At 50.1% G+C, this 22,396-nt stretch carries 13 protein-coding genes; 4 read left to right on the top strand and 9 right to left on the bottom strand.

Features of this window, described 5'->3' with window-relative positions; all coding sequences use genetic code 11:
• Positions 1-21: 21 nt before the first annotated feature.
• The gene (locus tag C7379_RS03790) at positions 22-2,238 is read right to left on the bottom strand and encodes a helix-turn-helix domain-containing protein (protein WP_116616103.1); all 2,217 of its coding nucleotides are present in this window, start codon (positions 2,236-2,238) and stop codon (positions 22-24) included.
• Between the two features lie 656 nt (positions 2,239-2,894).
• Here C7379_RS03790 and C7379_RS12825 point away from each other — a divergent pair.
• Positions 2,895-3,047 (top strand): hypothetical protein, encoded by a 153-nt coding sequence (locus C7379_RS12825; RefSeq protein ID WP_207773387.1) that lies wholly within the window; start codon positions 2,895-2,897, stop codon positions 3,045-3,047.
• Positions 3,048-3,111: 64 nt separating this feature from the next.
• The gene (locus tag C7379_RS03785; RefSeq protein WP_116616102.1) at positions 3,112-4,677 is read left to right on the top strand and encodes a ComEC/Rec2 family competence protein; all 1,566 of its coding nucleotides are present in this window, start codon (positions 3,112-3,114) and stop codon (positions 4,675-4,677) included.
• 104 nt (positions 4,678-4,781) lie between these two features.
• On the opposite strand, the gene C7379_RS03780 is transcribed toward C7379_RS03785, so the two are convergent.
• The 5 genes from C7379_RS03780 to ruvA all read right to left on the bottom strand — a co-directional run bounded on the left by C7379_RS03780 (position 4,782) and on the right by ruvA (position 16,447).
• Positions 4,782-5,897 carry a mechanosensitive ion channel family protein gene (locus tag C7379_RS03780; RefSeq protein ID WP_116616101.1) on the bottom strand — a complete coding sequence of 372 codons (1,116 nt, stop codon included), beginning with the start codon at positions 5,895-5,897 and terminating at the stop codon, positions 4,782-4,784.
• 230 nt (positions 5,898-6,127) lie between these two features.
• Entirely contained in the window at positions 6,128-7,402 is a 1,275-nt protein-coding gene (dacB, locus tag C7379_RS03775; protein WP_116616100.1) for a D-alanyl-D-alanine carboxypeptidase/D-alanyl-D-alanine endopeptidase, read from the bottom strand.
• A gap of 14 nt (positions 7,403-7,416) precedes the next feature.
• Complete coding sequence (locus C7379_RS03770) at positions 7,417-7,845, bottom strand: PH domain-containing protein (protein ID WP_116616099.1); 429 nt, start codon at positions 7,843-7,845, stop codon at positions 7,417-7,419.
• A gap of 157 nt (positions 7,846-8,002) precedes the next feature.
• Positions 8,003-15,694, bottom strand: coding sequence for a T9SS outer membrane translocon Sov/SprA (gene sov / locus C7379_RS03765; RefSeq protein WP_116616098.1), 7,692 nt, complete (start codon positions 15,692-15,694; stop codon positions 8,003-8,005).
• A gap of 132 nt (positions 15,695-15,826) precedes the next feature.
• Complete coding sequence (gene ruvA / locus C7379_RS03760) at positions 15,827-16,447, bottom strand: Holliday junction branch migration protein RuvA (RefSeq protein WP_116616131.1); 621 nt, start codon at positions 16,445-16,447, stop codon at positions 15,827-15,829.
• A gap of 304 nt (positions 16,448-16,751) precedes the next feature.
• On the opposite strand from ruvA, the gene C7379_RS03755 reads away from it, so the two are divergent.
• Complete coding sequence (locus tag C7379_RS03755; protein WP_116616097.1) at positions 16,752-17,651, top strand: diaminopimelate dehydrogenase; 900 nt, start codon at positions 16,752-16,754, stop codon at positions 17,649-17,651.
• A gap of 725 nt (positions 17,652-18,376) precedes the next feature.
• Here C7379_RS03755 and C7379_RS03750 read toward each other — a convergent pair.
• Positions 18,377-19,342: a metallophosphoesterase gene (locus C7379_RS03750; RefSeq protein WP_116616096.1), complete on the bottom strand. Its 966-nt coding sequence runs from the start codon at positions 19,340-19,342 to the stop codon at positions 18,377-18,379.
• A gap of 220 nt (positions 19,343-19,562) precedes the next feature.
• Between C7379_RS03750 and C7379_RS03745 the strand changes: the two genes are divergently transcribed.
• A complete protein-coding gene (locus tag C7379_RS03745) occupies positions 19,563-19,955 on the top strand; it encodes an FMN-binding protein (RefSeq protein WP_116616095.1) in 393 nt (130 codons plus the stop codon).
• 53 nt (positions 19,956-20,008) lie between these two features.
• Here the strand turns inward: C7379_RS03745 and C7379_RS03740 are convergent, their stop codons facing one another.
• Both C7379_RS03740 and C7379_RS03735 read right to left on the bottom strand, forming a co-directional pair.
• Positions 20,009-20,968: an endonuclease/exonuclease/phosphatase family protein gene (locus C7379_RS03740; protein WP_116616094.1), complete on the bottom strand. Its 960-nt coding sequence runs from the start codon at positions 20,966-20,968 to the stop codon at positions 20,009-20,011.
• Complete coding sequence (locus C7379_RS03735) at positions 20,968-22,377, bottom strand: C1 family peptidase (RefSeq protein ID WP_116616093.1); 1,410 nt, start codon at positions 22,375-22,377, stop codon at positions 20,968-20,970. The genes C7379_RS03740 and C7379_RS03735 overlap by 1 nt, the downstream gene beginning before the upstream one ends.
• Positions 22,378-22,396 lie beyond the last annotated feature (19 nt).

Genomic DNA, 22,396 nt, shown 5'->3' with positions numbered 1-22,396 from the left:
GTATAGTGGCATACCTTTAGCCTAACCTATCATCATCAACCTGATCTCATCCCACGTGATGTCCGCTCTGCAAGCATCTTTTACGTCTCTTATCGTCGCTCCCTCAGGCAACTGGCTGATGGCGTGCCTGATAGCCTTCACTTTTGAGGCCCCTATCACCTTGTCAGCGGATATATCCCCCGACTTGACAAATCGTCCCAAATGCCCATAGACGGTGCCAAGGGTCAACCCACGCTCCTTGGCAATGTCCGCTGGCGTTTGCCCCTGCTTAAACATCTCATAAGTCAACCTGTATGTTTCACCTTTCTTGCGCTTGCTTTTACGCTCCGCTTCCCCGTTCTGGCCATTATCGTCAGTAGTCCCAAATGGCGTGCCGGAATTTTTGCGCCGGCGGCGAGGGCGCGACGAGCGGGCGCCAGGACTTACCACGTCCATGGCGTCGAGCATGGCCTCTTGCTTGGCCATCATATAGCGAGGCACGTCAAAGGTCTCCTCTTCCATCTTTCGCAGCACTTTGTTCTTGGCCAAATAGCTCATCCACAGCTCCTTGAATCGCTCTTCCATCAATGCGTTACCCTTGGCGTTTTGGCTCTCAGCCCGCTTGGTTTTCTCAATAGTATCGCTCAACTGCGCCTCGATGGCATCAAGAAAATAACCGGCCCCACGCTTCACCCGCTCCAAAAAATCGTTTTCACGCAACTCATCAACCTTCATGGCGCGCATCTTGCTCTGCCACTTGTAGGCCACATCCATCACGCTCGTCTTGATGTTTCGCACCACATCGCCATGCAGCGTGGTCAGAGACTGGCAACCTTTAAAATACTCCAGCAATGTGCGGTACACCAACTGCTCCGCCTGATACAGTTCTCCAAAATCAAAAAGATCCAACAGTTGAAACCTGAAATACTCATCTTTCAGGTCAGACAGTGACTCAACGCTCCGCTCGGCAGCCTCTCGCTGGTGCACTATATAGTCAGATACCCTATGGTCATTGATAATACAGCTCTCGTGAATGGGCGACGCCAGCACCAAACCCTCAAGGCTCTTGCAGCGACTCAGCGCCACATACACCTGCCCTGACGCGAACGATCTTCCCGCATCGATGATGGCACGCTCAAACGTCAACCCTTGGCTTTTGTGTATGGTGATGGCCCATGCCAACCGCAATGGATATTGCCTGAACACCCCCTGCACCTGAGTCTCTATCACCTTGGTTTTCTCATTGATCACGTATTTCGCGTTTTCCCACTCCTGCGGTTCCACCTCGATGGGATTTGGGTCGCCGGTACATCGCACAACTATTTTTCCACCGTCCATGCCCACCACATGCCCTATGCGGCCGTTGTAATAGCGGCGAGCGCCCGACGCGTCGTTCTTGACAAACATAACCTGCGCCCCCGGTTTGAGTTCCAACCTCACATCGGCAGGATAGCTGTACTCCGGGAAGTTGCCCTCTATCTTCGCCGTATACACATGGCTCTCGCCTTTGAGTTTGGCCAACTTGTTCTCATTGTAGCTATCAGCCATGCGATTGTGCGTGGTCAGGCGTATGTACCCATCCTCGGCCATGGGCGCAAAGGTGGGTTGATAGCGAGACCTGAGCATTTCCATGTCGCTGGCGGTGAGCTTACCATCGCGCACATGGTTCAAAAGGTCAACAAAGGCCTTGTCTCGCTGCCTGAAAACTTGTGTCAACTGTATAGTCACGTAGCTGATTTGAGACAATGCCTTACTTCCGAAAAAATAGGGCGTGTCATAGTGTCCACGCAGTATTTCTTCGTCTTGTGGTGTCACCACAGGGGTGAGCTGTTGCAAATCGCCTATCATCAACAATTGCACCCCACCAAAAGGCCTCGAATGATCGCGGTAACGTCGCAGCACAGTGTCAATAGCATCGAGCAGGTCACTTCTCACCATTGATATCTCATCTATCACCACCATGTCCAACGTGCGGATTATTCTACGTTTCTCTTTGCCGAAATCATAGCGGTCCTTGATGGAGGTACCGGGAACGTAGGGCGACAAGGGCAGCTGGAAAAACGAATGGATGGTCATACCGCCAGCGTTGATGGCAGCTACGCCCGTGGGCGCCACCACTATCATACGTTTGGCCGAGTGCTCTCTCACCGCCTTCAGAAAGGTGGTCTTGCCCGTGCCAGCCTTGCCCGTGAGAAAAATGCTGATACCCGTATGTTCCACAAATTCCCATGCCGTTGCCAGTTCATTGTTTTGTTCCATCGTTCATGTATGGTTATATTCACACTATCATATCGTACGCATCCAAGCGTCGCGCCACCACGGCTATCTCTCGCCACCGTGGACGACAGCACCACTACGTCATCATTTGACAAAGTGTCAAACGCATCGCATGGCACAAAGTAGTAGCGTTATCCAAAGTTACGCCATTTTTTACGAACCACCATCATTTTTTCAAAGTTTTCTCGTCTCCGCTCTAACAAGTCCCTACCTCCACGCCATGGCAAGAGGATCGTATCTGAAATGTCAAATAAACATCACAAAAAAAGGATACTCATCTTGCCACCTTATAGCGTGCCAAAAAACGTATCAACAGCCCATTGACATACGGCCGGGTAGGATTCATGGCGCGCCTGTCATCCCATTGGTACTTATTGGCAGCATGACAAAGGCCTAATCGCCATCCGAAAAGACGTTAATGGCAGTGTGAATAATGCCTCATCGCATCACGATTAGGTACTAAACACGAAGCCACTGTCTAACATTTGGGGGTAAAAAGCGTCAGAAATTTTATAGCCTACTGAAGCACAAGTATTTACAAAACAGTCCTCAGAATTGCGTATTTGTGGTCGAACGGCTTCCCTTTTGCAAATACGCGAGCCACAAGAGACCTTTTGTCAACTATTTTCAAACTATTCATGCCATGTCAACATATATCGCCTTGCCATATCATTTTGCTCCAAATATCCGCCCACCACGCTAACCCACGGTATCTTCAAGCCATTGAGCAAGTGAGCGACATGCCACGGTATGGCGCCGACACACCAGCCATCGAGTGTCGAAACGGCTGACACCCACGCCTAAAAAACAACGGAGAGTGTTGCCACCTATCGCAAAAAACACTATTTTTGCAACATGGAAGCTGCAGAAAGCATGAACCTACATTCTCTCACACGCATCGCGCTGATGTTCATAGCGGGCATCGTCGTGGGCGACGCATGGGGGCAACACTTGGCATGGTGGGCGCTCTTAATGGGTGGCGGCGTGCTGATAGCGGTGGCATCGGCGTTAGGACACAAGCACAACGGTTGGCAGGGGGCGTGCATCATGGCATGCTCGCTATTGGTAGGAGCGGCACTCTCCATGCGACAAAAGTTCGTCACCACTCCGATAGAGACCGCATGCGAGGTGAGCTACTCGGCCATCGTGACCTCAGAGCCACAAGAAAAGGGTAAGACCATACGCTGCGACATAGCCATCTTGAAGATAAACGGGCTGTCACAACGTCGTGCCATCAAGGTGAGAGCCACCTTGCTAAAAGACGCCGCCACCCGCCGCTGGCAGCATCTGCATGTGGGCGATGGCATCGAGGCTATGTCCACACTGGAGGCGCCCAAGGGATTTTTTAAGCCCACAAACTTTGATTACCCTCGATGGCTACGAGCGCATGGTTACCGAGCGCAAACATTCGTGCACTGGCTATATTGGCGCAAAGCGGCTGTCTCCACCACCACGCTATCTCGATGGGAACGCGTCACATTGCGCGCGCGGAAATTCAGGCAGGCATTGCTTGAGTGTTTGCAACAGCTTGGTATTGATCACGAACAGCTTGCCGTGGTAGCGGCAATGACCTTGGGAGACAAGAGCCACATTGGAAACGCGCTCAAAAATAACTATTCGGTCACGGGAGCCTCGCACGTGTTGGCCCTCTCGGGCCTTCATCTCGGCATCATCTATGCGCTGTTCACATTGCTGATAGGACGCTTTTGGCGGTGGCGATGGGTGGCACAGGGATTGACACTCGCCACGGTGTGGGCCTTTGTTGTGATGGTGGGCATGCCCATCAGCGCCATGCGGTCGGCCACCATGCTCACGGTGTATGCCGTTTGCCTGTTGTTGGGTCGACAAAGGGCATCCGTCAACACGTTGGCCTTCGCCGCATTGACGCTGCTTGTGGCCAACCCACTGGCTCTTTGGGACGTGGGATTTCAAATGTCGTTCATGGCAGTGCTGTCCATCATAGTATATTACCAACCCATACTCAGCTTGATCAAGCCACGATGGAAAATGGCCCGGTGGGTGTGGAGTCTGTGCGCATTGTCCGTAGCCGCCCAGATTGGCACCGCACCTTTGGTAGCCTATTATTTTGGGCGGTTCTCATGCTATTTCTTGCTCACCAATATCATTGCCATCCCAGCCGTCACTATCATTCTATATATGGGCATACTGATGGCGATGGCCACGCCCGCTCCCATCATCCAACACTTCTTGGGTACGGCGCTGGCGCACGTGGCCGCCACGCTCAATGGCATATTGGGACACATGGCCCAGTGGCCGGGAGCGAGTATAGAGCATATCCGGATGGGTACGGCACAACTGTGGCTTGTCTATGTGGTGATCATATCTATAACGGCATCCATCGCATACGCCATTCGCATGCGAAGGCAGAGGCTACTTGAAAATTTGGCCGTTCATCAATAATCATGGATAACAGGCGCGGGGACATTGGCATTGGCAAGGATCGGGGACGCAAAACATAAAAAAACGCCGCACATCGTGCGGCGTCTCTTGATGATAAGGAGCGGCTATTGCTCGGGGAAATGCTCGTAAAGCCTCAGGCCATACTCACCAGCTAAGATATAGGCATACTCCATGACACTGGCTAAAGTGTGCTGATAGTGAACGGATCCCTTGTTGTCGATGAAGAAAAGCAAGCTCAATGGCAAGCCACTCGGTGTAGCTTCGTCTTGGCTCACCAACACGAGTGCGTTCGAGTTTACTTCCGACCGCCCAGCAATATATTTTTCCAAAGCCTCGCGATAGCGCGACATGTTGGTCTCCTCGCGCTTTTCATCCACAAACCTGATGCTGCGCACGTCAAAAAAGACCTTGCGATTGACACGGCGCATGCCACTGGCCTCCATGCCTTTCCAGTTTTGAAACGAACCAGACACAAGTGTCATGGGAGACACCGTGACGATGGTGTTGTCAAAATTGCGCACCTTTACGGTGGTGAGATTCATCTCGATGACCGTGCCATCGGCAGTGGTTGAGGGAACCGTTATCCAATCGCCCACGTGCAACATGTCCGCGGAGGTGAGACGTATACCAGCCACCAACCCCTCGATGGTATCTTTGAACACCAACATCAACACGGCCGACATGGCACCAAGACCTGCGAAGAGCGTGACAGGATTGCGGTTGATAATGATAGACACCACGATGATGATAGCCACAAAAATGACGACAACCTGCAATAGTCCGCAGAAAGACGCGACATATTGGTGCAAATTGGCATGATGCCCACTCTCTATGAGCTTGAGGTTGTTGATGAAAACGACGAACAACCGAACCGTGGCAATAGTGATATAGACAGCCGTAAGCCTATTGAACAATTCCTGAAGCAAGGGGAATTGGAAAAAGACGACAGGCAAAAGTTGCCACACAACGATAGCAGGTACGATGCCGCAGGCAGCCAAAAGTACCGGTCTGCCCAAAAGAATGTCATCCCAATCGTTGGCCGTGCGACGTGTGAGACGAGCAACCAAAGGCAACACGATGCCTCGACAAAGGCGGTAAACGCCCCACGCCAAAGCTACGACAATGGTTATTAGGATGCCGTGACGCACCCACATTACAGCGTTGCCAGTGAGGCCACACTGCTTGATGAGATATTCTACAAGTACGATGATTTGTTCCATAAACGGTTTGTTATACGCTATTTGAATTCTATGAAATTGCCTTGTCTGTTTTTGAGCTTATTTTTTTGGACAAAGTGTAAGTAAGAGAAGAAACGCAGTGGACTACACGAGCGAGCGTACTTACGCATTGAACCAAACAGAAACCAAATGATGACAGGACGTAACCCACATGAAAGAGATATATAGTTGCGGTGGAAATTTATAAAAACCACCTATAATGCAAATATTGATTAGGGGCTGCACAGTATGGAGCAGACCTTGTCTTGAAATGCTCGCCCATTCTTGACGTGCATCACTCCCTGGTTGATGATGGCGAAACAGATGCGGTGCCCATTAGCCGCGGTGAGATAACCACACAGCGAACTTACTCCGGTGAGTGTGCCGGTCTTGGCGTGAACGTTGCCACGCGTGAACTGTGACTGCATGCGCCGCTTGAGCGTGCCATCCACGCCAGCGATGGGCAGGGCTGGCAAGAGATGGTTGAAGATATTCTCATTTTTATAGGCATGGCGCAAAAGCCGCACCTCAAGCTCAGCGCTGATATAATTATAAAGTGACAATCCAGACCCGTCAGCAAAGCGATAGCGCGAACCATCGTAACCTAACTTATTGACAAGTTGCTTGATCATATCCCTGGCTCCTTGGGCCGTGGCGGGCCTATTGCCCGTGGCGGCAGCCAACTGATAAAACATGGCCTCAGCGTAGAGGTTGTCACTCTGTTTCAACATACGCATCAATATCTGATCTATAGTGTGGAAACGACTCACGATACAGTTGGCGGTCTGTGGTTTTTGACGCTCACCAATCGCACCCGTGAGATATATCCCGGCCTTGCGCAGCTCTGTATAAAACCGCTGCATGAACTCATCTTTTCGCGAGATAAGCAGGGGTGAGAGCACAGGGTTGTCATCATCCCAGCACCACCCCTCGCCCAAGGTGTCTGAATTTTTCATCGACTTGTCCGAATAGATATTGCCACGAATGGTGTCTACGCCCATTTTTCGCAATGCCTCAACAAACGATCGCATGTCGTCAGAATTAAAACGGGGGTCAAAGCCGCCCACGCAATACACGTCGCCAGAGAGTGTGCAGCTGTCCACCTTGCCCGTATAGCACAACTCTGTCTTAAACTGATAGTTCTCTCCAAACTTGTCAAGGGTGGCAATGGCTGTGACAACTTTCATCGTGGAAGCAGGGCGCATGAGCTGCCGCTCATTGAAACGGTAGATGGCCGAATCAGCATCCAAATCCCAAATCATTAGTCCAAGTTGGGAAGTTTGGAACATATCATGCCGCAACAATTGGTCTATTTTAGACTGAACGCTCTTGGGCCACGGCAGCGTGTCATTGCGCATGACAATGGTATCGGTCCAAACCAAACTACTTTGGATAGTGTCGCTATCAGCCGACAACTCGTCCTCATAGACCTGTGCCCGTGTGGACACCGCGTAGAGAAGGAGGGAAAAACCGCAAAAAAATATTTTTAGATTACGAATGGAAAACATATCACAACTGAATATTAATCTTCGCACATCTCTGGTTTGCGCTCATCAGCATGAGCTTTTGCAAGTGCCGCTATGCGCTCGCGCAGACATTTCACGAAAGACGCTTCTTGATCAGGTTGGACTGTGGCATAGCGATTGTCGCCGTATTCAAGGATGAGGAAACGGCTCAAGCCAAAATTGGCAACCTGTGGACGACACGAACGAATTTGCGACAAAGGCAAAATCTTGGACCCTCCAAACCTACCACGATAAATAGTTAACTCTTCATCACTGAAAATATATTCTGAGTGGAGCGACCGTTCCATGAGAAACACCGCCAAGATCACTAATAACAAGCCTATGAGGAAAGCCTTGACCCAAAACAAATAAAAGGCAAGGAACACGAAAAACAGAACTCCACATTTGGCGCCTATCGTAAATTTATGGTGAAAAGTACGACTCATAACATACAAACAAGCGTGCGAGCGCCTGCTGAAAGATGATTGATAGGTGCAAAATTACAAAGATTATCGCGAATAATGGGTTAACGGGCATGTATTCTTGCTAATTTTGACACCAAATAACACTTATTGACATGCTAAACACCTGTCACAAAATGGCTCAGCGTGTGAGTGAGAATTTCAGGCTCAAGCCAAAGTCTTGGGTGGTGGTGGGATAGCTGTTGCTACTAAGAAGGGGTGCGTTAGACTGTCTGTCAAGATAAAAACTGACGGACATGAGCTTAGAAAGGGTATAGTCGGCCATGAACGACAGCTTGAAAGCTGTGTTGCCACTGCTGGCCGACGAGGTCATGGAGGCAATGTCGCGGGTGATGGAAGCCTGTTTGCGATAGGATATGTCAAGGCGGATATTAAGCCCATGATTTATACCGTCGCGTGTGGTGGGTCGCGCGGATGGATCGATCACGGCTGCACCTCGGTTGCGTTTGTCGCTCTTGGCAAGTCTCGAGGCACGCCCGCCAAACAGGTTCAGGTCGTTAATACGATAGCTAAGCCCCACCACCCAGTCTCTGCTCAGGGCCTCATTGAGTTGCACGCTGGTCATGGACAGTGTGAGAATGCGTGTTTGGCGATACTCTATTTTGGCAGTAAGATCGTTTTGAAAGGTCATGTCCACGCCCAAAAGTGGCGAGAAAGACTCGTTGATGCTCACGGTGGAGACATTGTACATGGAACTGGGCAGGGCTTGACCGTTAGTGGCATCGATAATGAACCCCATGTCGGGTCCCATAAGTCGCATAAAGGTGGAGTAACTCTGGTAGCTGCCTACGGCATAAACGCTTTTGTAACTGTGGTTCAAATTGACACTCTTGAACACGTCTCTGAACCAAGGCAACTTGCTCATGCCACTGTAACGCAGTGTCCAGTTGGGGAGCAATCGGGTAAGAGCGGGAAAGATGCTGAGGTTGTTGCCACCTATGGAGGTATACGAAGCCAAGAAGGCGGGCACCATCACGTCTGCGCCATAAAGGTTCGTCGCACCATTGGCAGGGTCGAACGCTCGGCCAGCGAGTGGCGTTCCAGCCGGGTATCGGGTGCCCGCATACCTTGCCTCGACGCGCCTTCGGTAGCCCTCCAAGGCATTGCAAAATCGCTCAAACGTGGCACTCCGGAAGCCATTGTTGGCGTCTCCAATACCCTCGAAAGCCGATTTCACAGCCAAAGTGGTCATGGTGAAAGTGCCGGTTTGTGTGGTGGGATTGCCATCGTACATGTATTGAACGCTCTTTGCGACTGTCCTCATCCTGCTTGCGGTAAGGTCTATCTTCAAATTTCGGATGGGCTCGATGGTCGTTCTAAACTGAAAGTCCTCGGTAAAGTTGGTTGTGGCTGGCGTCGCGACACTGTCATTCACCAATAACCAACCGTTGGCTCGCGCTCGTTCGATATAGTTGTCACCTGTCAAGCCGAACGCAAAATCGAGGCCTGGAGACAGACCTTGCGCTGCCGTTCGATTGGTTTGGCCAAACGCATCGCCAATATTCGGCATGAAACCGGGTAGCGCCATAGAGTACTGATTGCGGTAAGAGACGCTGACATTGCGTATCATCATGGCCACCCGCGCGGCCGACTGAGCTATCTTGTACCACTCGACGTTATCGAGATCAGGTTTTTTGCGAACCGTTATTTTAACCTTAAGTGCCGAATCTACCTTGTTATTGATGCGTATTCTGTTATCGTCAAGTTTTTTAAAACTTATTTTAATCCGTTTGCCATCGGCTGTTTTGGCCGTCACAAAGAGCCGCTTCGATTTGCGCCCATGGTTCACTTCGATGGTGGAATCGGGCAACAAGGTAATCTCTTTCTCGAACGCATTTTTGTTCAATGGCAACGTTCCCTGCCGTGTCGTGGCCTGCTTGTGGCTCTCACGCAACAGACGAACAGCCTCGTCGGGGTCTTTTCCATCAGCGATGGCCTGCTTGCGGGCCTTGGCCTCGGCTTCGCGTTGTTTAAGTTTTTCGGCCTTGGCAGCCTGCCGAGCCTGTTGTCTCTTGTCCTTGTCAGTCTCCGAAGGTTGTCTGTTAAACCGTTCGTTGGCTTTCTTCAAAAAGGCGCTGTGATTGTAAAGACGCACTAAATCGAATCTGCCATTGACGTTGAACTGTCGATTATTGTGTATGGTGTTTCCCAAAGAGGCACCATTTTCTTGTTCGGCTCCGCGCAACCAGTTGTACGTGGCGTTGTACGTGGCATCGCCACTGACCCAATCAAATATGGGCAATAGGTTCAAAGGCAATTGATAAGACAACGCGAAGTTTTGTTGATAGTCCAGTGGACGGCCGAATTTCCGGATACTATTCCACACCGAATCTTTCCAAGCCTCGTAGTGGTCGGGGTACAAATCCTTGTTGACGGGGGCGTATGGCTCCTCCACTTCAGCGTGCGTGGCGCTTTGGAAGTTCATGTGAATGTTTCGCGTTAAATCCCAGCGCAGGCGAAACTCGCGATTCCAGAGAAACTGTTGGGCAAACACAACGGGCAGCGTGGCATTCCCCATGGCCTCCATGTCGCGTTTTTGCAATTCGTAGTAAGAACGTGTCAGCTCTGTGTTAAAGTCAACGTTTTGTGGCAACCAGTTTAGTCCGAAACGTTTAGGGAAGTCTAACCATTTGTTCTTGCCTTTGGTTTTCTTGAACGGTTCCCATGCTTTATAAACCGGAGTCCAGTTGTAATTCATGCCGCCTCGCCAGTTGTCCTCGTTCTCGTAGACCGTTGTTTCGCCTTGAATATGATTGTGGCTGTGGCTGTAAAAGAAAGTAAAGTTCGCGGGGTCGTATGGCATGGGATGGCGTTTGTTCTGTATTCCCACCTTTATGTTGGACAAGGAGAAATTGGTGCTGATACTTTTGGTCACGGCAATGCTTTCTATGGAGTCGCGCTCAAACTTTGAAGCGGCGCCCTCAAGGGCGTCATTCAATTTCATATCCGTATCAAGTGGGTTGTATTTGGGCTTTTTGACCTGCTTGGTAACACTATAATACAAGGGTGCGGTGACATTCGCTTTTTCCGGGAAAAACTTTCCAAGCTCTATGTTTGCCATCATCGACACATTGCTTTGGTCATCTCGAGAGCGTGCGTTGACACCCTCTTCGAGTCCTCCAAAGCCCTCCGACACATAGCTTCCCTGCACGTTCATGTTGCCCAAGTCGGACAATTGCACGCTCAAATTGCTGTTGGCGGCCCATCCTCCCGAATTGTTATATTCTTTCAATCGCAGCTCGTTAACCCATATTTCGCCACTTTTAGGATTGGCCGAAAGGTTTCTCACGCCGATAATCATGGTCTTGACCTCGCCTAAAGTGGGGTTTCCCATCACCGTAATCTTGTTCTTGGGATGTTCTGGATCGTACGCGGAATAGGGGCGATTAAACGACGCGAGCCCCATGCCTTTTTGTTTGTTGCGTTCCTTTTTCACCTTGGTTAGTCTTGACAACGGCACGTCAAGCATGTTCTCCTCGGGCCAGACGGCTATACAATCAGCCCTGGACCTTCGGTTATAGGTGCCGGGAGGCGTGAGCTTCAATGGTATTTCGTACTCATAAAAATTGCTCTTATAGTCGGAGCCAAGCCGTATGAACACCGCCAATTGGTCGTCTTTAAGATTGGTCACATTCTCTTCGTCGGCATTTGCGTGCACGAACATTTGCATGCGCTTATACTGTCGCATGTCGACAGTGGTCTTTTTGTACACGGCCTTCGCCTCACCATTCGCAAGGTTCGACACGTTTATGGACAGGGCTTGCTCGTTGGCCTCGACCAATTGGGGCTGCGTGGGATCTTGTTCGCGCGTAATGCCCGGCGGCAACACGTAGTTCACGGGAGTCTTGTCGTTGTTTTCCTCAACGCTTACCGATGCCGTTGTCATGCTACCCGAGCCAGGCACGTTGTCCAAATTCTGCTCATACACGCGCCAAGTGCCCCTCACAAGATCCATGCTTCCAAAGCGAAGGATGACAGGATGCTCAAAATTGGTGAGAAACATGCGCATAAATCGTATGCTGCTAAAATCGGAAATGGCGCCATTCTTGCTTTCAAACTCGCTCACTGGGATACGAAATTGATACCATGTGAGCTTGGGCGACTTGCCGTTTCGAGCCGCTCGCATGGTCTCTCGCTTGTCCACTATGAAGTTTTTACCAACCACAAGGTCTTCCGGTCTGATAGAGACGTGGTACTGATAATACTTCTCATACTCGTTGAGCGTGTAGTCTTGGTTGATATCCTCGACGTCTGGCGTGGCCTTATAAGATGTATCGTAACCCTCCGTTCGGCTGTCGTTGTCGGGCGAATTGCCCTGCGGATTGTTGATATACTTATACCGACGGTGTATCGACGCCTCCATACGGTCAAGGTCTGCGCCCCTGAAATAATGATAATCATCATGCGCAGGATCGGCCCATATCGAGTCCCTCACCGCGGCATTCACCTTTCCTTGTATCTGCTTGAGAAAGTCTTGGTAAGATTTAAATCGCTGTTCCTCGGTGTCGTTCATGCCATTGTATCCCACGTCTTGCAGAGCTCTGCTGCCTTTGGATGTAGCGAAGGCGTAAGTGACAGTGCTTTGCATGGGTATCTTTCCCCACTGCGTGTACACGAAATTGGCCGAACCGTCTACTGGCATGCCACTTTCATAAAATTTCTTTCCGTCTTGCAGCACGTCCTCCGATACTTCGCCGAGGTTTATATAAAAGTCGCCACCATACTCCGACGCGTTTGGCAAGCTGTTGGATTTGATAAAAGGGTCGAGCATCCAAAACTCGATATACTCTATGTTGGCGGCCTCAAAGTCGTTAGTGTCGAGTTTGCGCATCATGCCGCCCCAGTGTCGGCGTGGGTTGTTAAGCGCGCCCGTGGGCGAGAGATCGGGGTTGAAGTTGTAGGGTCCACGCTCGTTGGGATAATAAGCCAAGTTCAAAATGGGCAACGTAGAGGTCGCGCCGTTGTAGCTACTTTGGTTGCGTTGTGGATAAAGGTCGCGTACATATATCTCCCGCACGTATGGATCGCTCAACTGGTCTATGTCACTCTTGATATGAGCGGGCGTAAGGCTGCTGCTGCGCCGCGTGAAAAGTGGGTCTATGGTGTACCAAGCCAATTGTGACCGGTTAAAGCCGCTTGTCAACCCCGTATGATCTTTGCTTTCGACGAACATTGATGGCACGCTTGACAATATCCAGTTGGTCGGGGTGGAGACATCTATCTTGTCGGTGGCGTTTTCAAAGTCGTCAAGATACGAGGCCCTGTCTTGCACTCCGTGGTTCTGCCCTGCAATGAGCTGGGCAAACTCCCCGGAGAACGAGATGGACGAGGGTTGGGTCAGTCTTAGGAACGGAATGAGGTCAAGCACGTTGGTGAGCCACTGGCTTTCTTTCTTCCAATTAACGTTCAAGCCCCATAGAGTGTTGTTGAGCGGCTCCATTCCCATCGACACTTTGGTTGTGAGGGGCTGCTCCGAGAGATGTTGCAGCGTGCCCGACAGTTGAAAACTCTTGGAGAAATCGTATTCCCAGTTCATGCCAAGCATGGTTTTACGCTCTTGCATGTATTCAGACTGGCTCTCTAACGACACGTTCACGGCCGTGCCAGCGTCTATGATACTTTGGTTGAGGATGGTCACCTCACCTGCGCTATAGTCTACCGAATAGTCCGCGCCCTCGGTCAATCGCACACCACCCGCTGTCACCACCACCGATCCTTGCGGCACGTTAAAGGCGCCGAGAGATATGACGTTGGCCGATGTGCCACGATATTGACCTTGCAACAAGAACTTATCTTTCTCTGCTATCTGCTTGGCTACTGTCTTGGTCGAATCGTAAAGCTCGGTGAAAGCGTACCTCTCTGCCTTGGCGGCATCCACGCCTTTGGACCGCAAATAATTGTACAGGTATGAGCCAAATGGTTCTGAAGCAGGGAAAAACACCCGTCCATCACTCACCGTGTAGCCCTCCACGAAGTCGAAGTAGCCATTGGAGTGCGCCTTGTTGTTATTGTCAAGGCGGTCGGCGCCAAGCACCTTGATTAGCGGTTCGCTCTTCACCAATGGCTCAGGTATATAAGAGAGGTATACGCCCGCGGTGTCGCTCTGGAACTTTACGTCCAAGCGGAACTGGTCTTTTTCTACGTTTGAGGCCAGGTAATACACATTTTTCATCATCAAGCGCCAGTTGCCTTGCGACGGATTGTTGCTTGTGTTTTTCAGCGACTTGACAAAAAGGGCCTGCGTCACGTCGCTCACGTCGCTCGCAAACTCGCCCACTTGGTAAGTGCGTCCACCGTAAGTATACTCAAAAGCCACTGCCAACACTTGGTCTGTTTGTAGCGCTCCGCGCAGAGACACGTAGCCAAGGGCTTGGTTCAAGGTGTATTCCGATGAGGTTAACAGGCGCGCGCTTTGCAACTTTTCATAGTCCACTCCACCCACCAAGCCAGCGCCATTGAGCACTATCGATGTTTGGTCTATGTTTCGAGCGGCGTTGAGCGAGCCTGCCAAGGCTGCGTATTCACTATTGGCACCATTAGACGGCACACTCACGCCGCTCGAGACCCATTTGGTATTGCTGATATTGTCGCTCTCTCCAAGGTCTGTTAGAGCCACGATGTTACGGGTGTTGGTGGTGATACCATTCTTGTTAGTAACCCATATTTCCACCCTGTTGACGCTCACGCCAGTGGTGAGATTGGGCAATGTACGCATGCCCTCATCATAATGCTTGCGAAAATATTGTGAAAGAAAGAAGTGGCGGTTCTCTTCGTAGTCGGCAGCTCCCATCTCAAACGCCGTGAGTTGTTTGCCACCCCGTGTGGACACGCTCTTGGATGAGCTTTTCTTCTGCGACGCCACCAATTGCAATTTGAGTTTGCCAAACTGCAAGTCAGTGCGTAGACCAAACAGACTGCTGGCACCTTGAATGAGAGAAGAGTTGGACGGGAACGACACATTTCCACCCTCCACAAGCTTGATGATCTCGTCTTCCTTGCCGTCATACTTCAACTTCATATTCTGGGCGTCAAAGTCGAATGTGGCATCGGTGTTATAGTTGAGGTTCATGTTCACCTTGTCGCCCACGCGCCCATTGACGTTCAGGTTTATTTTCTCGTCAAAATCCATTGACAATCGCTTGCGGTTTCTTATCGGCAGCGATGGGTTTTGTATACTTTTATAGGTGCCCCCAAATTTTAGCTCGGCCGTTCCCTGCGTTCTGATACGCACCCCACCCGGCCCAAAAATTTTCTCGGCCGGTCCAAGGTCGAAGTGCATATCGGCAAAATCGAATTTCTCTTTGCCCTTGGCTTTGTATATCTCGTCGTTCTTGCTGCGGTAGTAAGCGTACCTACTGTGCTTCTCGCTCCATTTCATATACTCGGCCGGTGTCATCATGATGGGGGCCGCGAGATATGTGGAACCAATCTTGGTGCCAATGATATAGCGGTCGATAGAGTCGTTGTAGGTCACCTCATACCTCAAGCTCGCAGGGCGTTGCAAGTCCATGGCACTTTGGTCCAAGTCGTCGTAGGTGATGGGTGTGATACGTTGTATTTTCCAACGTGGGTTGAGCAGTGAGTCGGGAATACTGTCTTCATCGGTCAATAGCGGTTGCCCCATCACGCCGTGGCGTTCAGGTGTGCTGTCGTTGGCGTTTGCGTTACTTTTCGTGGCGTTGGCACCCGTTTGGGCGTGCACACGTTTCTTGCGGTTGGGGTCTACCTGAAAAAGAGGAGACACCACCGCATAGGCAGCCATTGTCACGGCCAGCAACGCCATAACCACGAAATAGTGTTTCCTTAATTTCATGTCAAAACCATTCTTCTTTTGCCATTATCCGTGCCACAATCCATGACGAGTGCCAGCCGTCAAGGGCGCATGGCGTTTTTCCGTCATATTGATATGGCTACCGGCCATTCAACGCAGGCCATGCTTTACACATCATTTCACGCGTTTGAGGGTCTCTTTCACTACCGTCTCTACAGTCCAGTCAGGGTGCTCTTTGATAATTTCTGTCACCACTTTGGCCGTTGGAGCCGGAGAAAAACCAAGCATGGTCATGGCCGAAACGGCCTCTTCGTACACTGGCGTGTTGATGGCCGACGAGGCCGACGTGCCTTTGCCCACATGCAGCTCGTCGGCAATACCCGTGCTCATTATCTTGTCACGCAGGTCCACGATGACCCGCTGAGCCGTCTTCAGGCCTATGCCTTTGACGGTCTTGATGAGTTTTTCGTCACCATTTGCAATGGCATTGCACAACTCTTGTGGCGAGAGCGAGGACAGCATGGTGCGCGCGGTATTGGCTCCCACGCCCGATACGGTGATGAGCAGGCGATAAAGCTCACGCTCGCGCTTGGTCGCAAACCCATAAAGAGTGTAGTTGTCATCGCGGCCACCCGTCTGTATGGCCTCGTGCACATAAAGTTTTGCCACCTTTTTTCCTTGTATATCACTATAAGTGTTGAGCGATATGCTCAGCGCGTAACCCACGCCAGCGGTTTCGACGACGGCCAACGCTGGCGTAAGTTCGGTCAATTCACCTTTTATATATTCTATCATACTATTGTTCTTTTTAAGTAATAACGCCCTAAACGCTCGCATATTGCGCACGCGAAAAAAAAGCATTGCCGTCTCATAGATATGTCACACCCATCCAAACGCGACACCAACAAATGACAAATACATCCTTGGGGTAAAGAAATACGCATTTGCCATATTGTCTCAAAAATTATTTATCAAGTATCTTTTTGCTATCTTTTACACTTTTTTCAAGATTTAAATAGGCCTTGATTACGATTTTATCGTGAGAAAAATGTAATTTTGCGGACATGAATTGATATCAACAATCAAATAGTTAGAGCTTATGAAAAAGATTAGAGCAGCTGTTGTCGGTTATGGCAACATAGGTCGCTACGCCGTGGAGGCGTTGGAGGCGGCCTCAGATTTTGAAATTGCGGGCATCGTGCGCCGTCAGGGTGACAAAGACAAACCATTGGCGCTGACCCCTTACGAGGTGGTGGACAACATTGCCAAACTCAAGGACATTGACGTGGCCATACTCGCCACGCCCACCCGTTCGTGCCCTGAATACGCAGAAAAAATAGTGGCCATGGGTATCAACACAGTGGATAGCTTTGATATACACACCTCCATCTTAGACTATCGCACAAGCCAGATGGAGCATTGCAAACGCGCCGGTCGTGTCAGTGTCATTTCGGCCGGATGGGACCCTGGGTCAGACTCTATCGTGCGCGTGCTCATGCAGAGCCTCGCTCCCAAGGGCTTAACCTACACCAACTTTGGCCCGGGCATGTCAATGGGCCATAGTGTGTGCGTGCGCGGCAAGCAAGGCGTGAAAGACGCGCTCTCTGTCACCATTCCATTGGGCGAGGGCATACATCGCCGTATGGTCTACGTGGAATTGGAAGACGGCGCAAAATTGGAAGACGTGACGGCCGAAATCAAGGCAGACCCTTACTTCGCGCACGACGAGACCCATGTGTTCGCGGTGGCCTCGGTAAAGGACGTGCAAGACATGGGGCATGGCGTGAACCTTGTGCGCAAGGGTGTCAGTGGGCAAACGCCCAACCAGCGCATGGAGTTCAACATGAGCATCAACAACCCGGCGCTCACGGCACAGGTGTTGGTTAACGTGGCGAGAGCCTCGATGCGCCTGCAACCGGGCTGCTATACCATGCCCGAAATTCCGGTGATAGACATGTTACCTGGCAGTCGCGAGGAAATCGTCGGAACATTGGTGTAATGTCTTTATCTTCCCAACATAAGAGGCTGGCATCCACGATGGCCAGCCTTTTTTTTATCCTCGCCCATCACACAAACATGCGTCCCTTGCCCTGCGTGTAAATAAATAATCACAAAAACAGCACCTCCAGAACTTATCCTTTTAGCGAAAAAATAGTGGCCATATTCGCATTGCGGCAGCATAACAGAAACAAATGAGTGACATTTACACTTGTGCAAGCTGACTATCTTTCGCGATTATTACTTATTCAGACTGCCATTAGCACCTAATTGAGACGCCAATAGGCCGTTATCAAACCACCATTAAGGTCTAATCGCCATCCAATTGGATATTAAAGGCAGCCCTTTCATGGGGCTTAGTTTAAAGAAAAAGAACGCATATACACGCAAAAGACTGGTCCACAATCAGTTATAAAAACACGCTTGTTTTGAGCGTATTTACAACCATTGGCTTCTAATTTTCAAATACACGAAATACAACAGATGTTTTGTCAAAAGTTTTCAGATGTATTATTTTGAAAAGAAAGTATTGTAAACAAGTGGTTGCCATTTACTATCATCATATTCATGCTCATTTTTATAGATAGTCTATCGAAAAAAACACATAAGGGCAAAACCTACGTTTCATTTTTGACACCCATTTAAGGCATGCTGTAACAGATAACACAGATTGTGCCACCAATCCTACTTTCACTTCTTGAAAAATAAAAGACAAGCGCCAAACTATCATTTGGCATGGCGTAGCGTGATAATATTGATTTCTGGCCAAGCGCCAAACCGAAACGGCACAGTGCCACCTATGCCCAATGACACATGAAGCATGACACCTTTCTCGGTGTATTTTCCACCCCACTCGTTATACGCCCATTTGGCCGGAGAGAACCTGCCCAAGCGCATTTGAGCGGCATGGGTGTGCCCCGAAAGAGTGAGGGCGATGTCGGTTTGGCCAAGAACGCCACGACGCCAATGGCTCGGGTCGTGGGTGAGCAGAATTTTGAACATGCCACGAGGCAAACCGCGCATGGCTGCTTGAAGGTCACCATAGTCTTGAAACGGTGGCCTACTGATGTTCTCCACACCTATGACAGCTATCTGATCGCCACTATCATTGCTGACAAACGCATGCTCGTTGAGCAACAATCGCCACCCCATCTTGCGCTCCATGTATTTCAACACAGTTTGATTACGCTCAACGTCGCGCCCATTTTTGTTCTCGCCATATTCGCAATAATCGTGATTGCCCATGATGGAGTACACACCGTCGCGAGCTCTTATCTGCCCAAGCACGTGCTGAAAAGGTATCAGCTCTTCGGCGCTCACGTTGACCAAGTCGCCCGTGAAAACGATAAGATCGGCGCGCTGAGCATTGACAAGATTTACCATCTTGTTAACAAACTGACGGTTGCGAAGAAAAGTGCCTATATGAATATCCGATATTTGTAACACCCTATAGCCATCAAACGAGACTGGCAAGAGCGGCGAAGAGCAAACGGTTTGACGTACCACGATATGTCGCCAACCAAAAAAGAAACCATAAATCGCCACGACCCACACCATGACTGGCAGCCCCAACGCTATCTTCCAGCCCACCAATGGGCATAAAAAAAGAAACAGCAGACCTGGCAAAACTATGAACAACAAACTGCCAAAGACAAGGCGCATCAAGCTGTTGTGTCTGATTTTGATTTTCATAAAACACTTCTTTGATCACAAAAGTAAGTAAAAAAAGAGAAACACATATCAAATCGTAAAAAAAACAAATATCAGAAAAAATTATATTAGGGAGCAAAAAACATTAAAAGACTCGCTAAAAACGTTAAAAGAAACATGACTTTTCAGATCTTTTTTTTATTTTTGATTGTCTATATACATTAAGATTATAGAGTTTTTTAAATCAACTCATAAGATTATCATGAAGAAAAAAAATATCAAACTGTGTATGGTCGCGGTATCAGCGGCATTTATAGTCAGCGGCATGCCTGCCGATAGCACGATGACAAGTAAAGGCAACACAACAATTGTGAACACCACGACAATAGCCAAAGGGGTGAAAGGCTACAAGCATAATACGCCCGTGAAAATATACATAGAGAGAAATCGCGTTGTAAAAGTGGAAGCATTGCCTAACCAAGAAACGCCAAAATATTTTGCGAAAGCCAAAAAATTGCTCAAAAACTACGAAGGGAAGACCACGCGCAAGGCTGAGAAGATGAGCGTGGACGCCGTGAGCGGCGCCACAATGTCGAGCAAGGCGTTAATGAAAAACGTACAAGCAGGACTGGAATATTACAGGCGAAACAAATAAAACACGCAGACCTTCGCAACCATCCACATAGGGAGGAAGCCCCGACTGCAAATTTACCTTCCTTGCGCTTCCCCCATTCGAAACACGGACACCAATGGCAAGTGATCACTGAAGCCGCCGAGGTAGCGCGGTCCCAAATAGGTGCGACGGGGCTTGACACCCCCATATTTGTCATCGTCGCAGAGCAAAAAAGGCGCGTCGTTGACATGACACTCCACCAATCGGGCAGCCATAGAGCTGTCACACAGCACGTGGTCCAAGCTGCCCCAGTCGCCATGGTAGCGATAAGTGCCCTTGGCGCCATGGCGTCCATGGGCGCGGGCTGATATGTCTGTCAAGTTTTTAGATCGCAACAAGAGCATGGCGGCATCATCGGTATAATCATTAAAATCGCCCATCACTATAATACGGGGCGTAGGCGTGGTGGCGCGCAGCGAGTCGATGGCATGGCACAAGTGCCGGGCCACATGCAACCGATAAGGGCGTGTAAACCGCTCGCCGCCAGAACGACTGGGCGCATGCACCACAAAGACGTGCAGCGTATCACCCGAAATGACCTCGCCCGAAACGTAAAGAATGTCGCGCGTGGCACCAAAATGGCTCATCGGGGCAATGCGAATGGAATGGTAACGCAACAGGCGAAAGGCGAAGGGGGAGTAGAGTAAAGCCACATCTATGCCACGCTCGTCGGGGCTATCAGTCATGACATAGCTATAACCAGCCTGCCTGAGCAGAGAGCGGCAGGTGAGATCGCGCATCACCGAGTCGTTTTCCACCTCGGTGAGCGCGACCAAATCGGGCACCACCTGAAGCGAGTCAAGCATGCCACAAGAAAGGATGGCCTGCCCGACGCGATTGAGTTTGCGCCAATAGCGATTAGGAGTCCAATGATAGTTAGAGGCGGGAAGAAAGCTCTCGTCTCGCTTCAAACTATCATCAACAGTGTCAAAAAGGTTTTCACAGTTCAGCTCCACGACCGTGAGAAACGACACCAAGAGCGCGACGAGGCACATCAGCGGTTGTCAGGCATGAACAATGGGTCCTCGGGCACCACCATGATGGGTTTCTGCTCAAACTCCTTCAGCAAGCTAGCGGGTACATATTTCTTGTTTACCACCAAGCGGAACATGTACTCGTTGAACCATCGGTTGGTCATAATGAGACAGCCGTTCACACCGCTATTGGCGCCCCAACTGTTCTCAACCTTCCACCTCAAAGGCTTTCCGGTGGCGTCAAGATCTACAGCCGTAAGCGTCATGGCATGGGTGGAGCCACTGTCGAAAGTCTCTATGCGCTCCGCCTTGTTCATGCCAAACGTTGTGCCGAAGAGCGAAGCATAATCATAATTCTCTGTATCCAGATAGCCACGCTTACGGTCAAACTGCTTGCCTACATCGTAGCTGGAATACATTTTGCGTCCATCCTTGAGCGAGGCAATGGCCAATTGGGCTATCTCCTCCATCGGAAGATTGAGGTATTTCCAATTGTGCCCATCATAAACATGGCGATCATATTCCACCTCGAACGTCTTGTGATAAGGCCGGCGTGGGTCGTTCATCACCATAATAAACGTGCCATTGATGGGACCGCCAACGGTTTCGGCATAAAACTCCTTGGGAGTGTACTTTCGGGCGGCTCCCACAGGTTTGCCATTTTTGTCGCGCATGGCGTAGGTAAACTCTTTGACAGGTTGGCCTATGGTCAAAGACAGCATGTGGTAAATGGTGCCAAGCATCTCTGTTTTGCGCTTGTTAACGGCCGCTTTTCCTTTACCGCCATTGACCATTTGGCGCAATTCGAGCCCGAACTCGCGCAACTTGGAAGCGACCATGCGCTGCATACGCGAAGTGTTGTCAGACGAATAGCTCTCGGGCATGACGTCCATAGGCACAAGTCCGTACTTTTCTGCCAAGTCGGAGACACCGCAAAACGTGCCGCCATCGTTGATGGGATTGCGAAAAAAGAATTGCACGCGAGTGTCGTCAATGGGCTTGCGAGCACAGTCTATCACACCTTGAAGCATGAGGTTGGCCTTTTCTAACTGGTCATAAAAGAAAAGGTAGGCTTGCGAAAACTCCACCCTAATCGAGTCGTTATGGCGTTTGGCAAAGTTGGAACGAAGTACATTAAATCCTGAAAACATCCAGCAACGACCAGAACTCTTCTGATCATGGATGCTCTGTTTGGGCGTTTCGACGCTGAAATAAGAGTCGACGCTGCCTTGGTTGCTGCGGTTTCTGGCCAAATCGTCAATCTTATTGGCGGCTATTGCGTTTGCCAACGCCTTGTCAGCTACGCCTCGAGGTTGTGCTATTTGTATTTGGCGCAACATCTCTTGGGAAACACCCCCACCCACGGTTTGCGCCGAGACGCATCCGCATAAAGCAATAGCGGAGGATAGAAAAAGTACTCTTGTGCTCATAAATTAGGTTTTAATGGTA

The sequence above is a fragment of the Hallella colorans genome, from assembly GCF_003096815.1.
GTDB classification, from domain to species: domain Bacteria; phylum Bacteroidota; class Bacteroidia; order Bacteroidales; family Bacteroidaceae; genus Prevotella; species Prevotella colorans.
The sequence above is the reverse complement of the archived record's forward strand: the minus strand, read 5'-3'. Positions and strand labels throughout refer to the sequence as shown.

Coding starts and splice junctions, on each gene's coding strand:
- C7379_RS03785 (WP_116616102.1), top strand. CDS start 3,112: ATGGAAGCTGCAGAAAGCATGAACCTACATTCTCTCACACGCATCGCG.
- C7379_RS03750 (WP_116616096.1), bottom strand. CDS start 19,342: ATGAAAATCAAAATCAGACACAACAGCTTGATGCGCCTTGTCTTTGGC.
- C7379_RS03770 (WP_116616099.1), bottom strand. CDS start 7,845: ATGAGTCGTACTTTTCACCATAAATTTACGATAGGCGCCAAATGTGGA.
- C7379_RS03780 (WP_116616101.1), bottom strand. CDS start 5,897: ATGGAACAAATCATCGTACTTGTAGAATATCTCATCAAGCAGTGTGGC.
- C7379_RS03790 (WP_116616103.1), bottom strand. CDS start 2,238: ATGGAACAAAACAATGAACTGGCAACGGCATGGGAATTTGTGGAACAT.
- C7379_RS03745 (WP_116616095.1), top strand. CDS start 19,563: ATGAAGAAAAAAAATATCAAACTGTGTATGGTCGCGGTATCAGCGGCA.
- dacB (WP_116616100.1), bottom strand. CDS start 7,402: ATGTTTTCCATTCGTAATCTAAAAATATTTTTTTGCGGTTTTTCCCTC.
- C7379_RS03735 (WP_116616093.1), bottom strand. CDS start 22,377: ATGAGCACAAGAGTACTTTTTCTATCCTCCGCTATTGCTTTATGCGGA.
- C7379_RS03755 (WP_116616097.1), top strand. CDS start 16,752: ATGAAAAAGATTAGAGCAGCTGTTGTCGGTTATGGCAACATAGGTCGC.
- C7379_RS03740 (WP_116616094.1), bottom strand. CDS start 20,968: ATGTGCCTCGTCGCGCTCTTGGTGTCGTTTCTCACGGTCGTGGAGCTG.
- sov (WP_116616098.1), bottom strand. CDS start 15,694: ATGAAATTAAGGAAACACTATTTCGTGGTTATGGCGTTGCTGGCCGTG.
- ruvA (WP_116616131.1), bottom strand. CDS start 16,447: ATGATAGAATATATAAAAGGTGAATTGACCGAACTTACGCCAGCGTTG.
- C7379_RS12825 (WP_207773387.1), top strand. CDS start 2,895: ATGCCATGTCAACATATATCGCCTTGCCATATCATTTTGCTCCAAATA.